Genomic DNA, 761 nt, shown 5'->3' with positions numbered 1-761 from the left:
GTTTGACGCCACCGGGTTGAATCAGCTGCGAGGAAACCAGATTCTGCGCGAAGTGCAGCCGGGCGATAGCCTGAATTTCTCCATGGGCTTTGCGTATGCGCTTTCATATGAGGTGTCCCTGAGCGCGAGTTATCAGCAATCGTATAATTTCGATACCAATTTTATTTTCGAAAGTTATTCCGCTCAGTCAGAAGATTCCACATCCAGTGTCGTGAATACGTCACTGGGCTTGCGTACTTCCAGCAACCGCATTGTGAACTTGAGTTTTGGCTTTGGTTTAACCGAAGACTCCCCAGATGTGCTGCTTGGCATTTCTATGCCGATCGATTTCTCAGGCCTGAAGCCAGGTGCTTAAGCCGTTACAAGCAGTCGGAAGGGGTATGCCATGAAAAAGAACAATAAGCAGCTTGGCGTGAAACTGCTTGGCCTGATTGCCAGTTTGGCGGTGGGGCTGACTCATGCCCAGCTTGCTAACAACATCGCTCTTGATGTGAGAGCAATGAGTATGGGGCATGCGGTTACCGCTGATCCTCCCGGGATTATGGCCATTCACTTCAATCCGGCTGGCTTGGCGAAGCTGGATGGTCGCCGTGTGGAGTTGCAGTTCGTGGGTGCGGATTTTCAGCTGGAGTCAGAGTTTTCAGCGCCGCCAGGATATAACGTTTTTGGGTTTTCGGACGACCCCATCGTCTGTAGCGATGCTCCCGATGATGGCGTGGATTACTGTCGCGAGTTCAAATCTGCAACCAGTACGGTGGAAG

2 pseudogenes are annotated in these 761 nt (G+C 51.5%); both read left to right on the top strand.

Annotated features, from left to right (window positions below):
- Positions 1 to 355 (top strand): annotated as a pseudogene (locus A3730_RS31430) (transporter); the annotation flags it as partial.
- A gap of 30 nt (positions 356 to 385) precedes the next feature.
- Positions 386 to 761 (top strand): annotated as a pseudogene (locus tag A3730_RS09770) (long-chain fatty acid ABC transporter); the annotation flags it as partial.

Source organism: Alcanivorax sp. HI0044, assembly GCF_001634945.1.
Note: the sequence above shows the minus strand (reverse complement) of the source record. Positions and strands in the feature narration are given on the sequence as shown.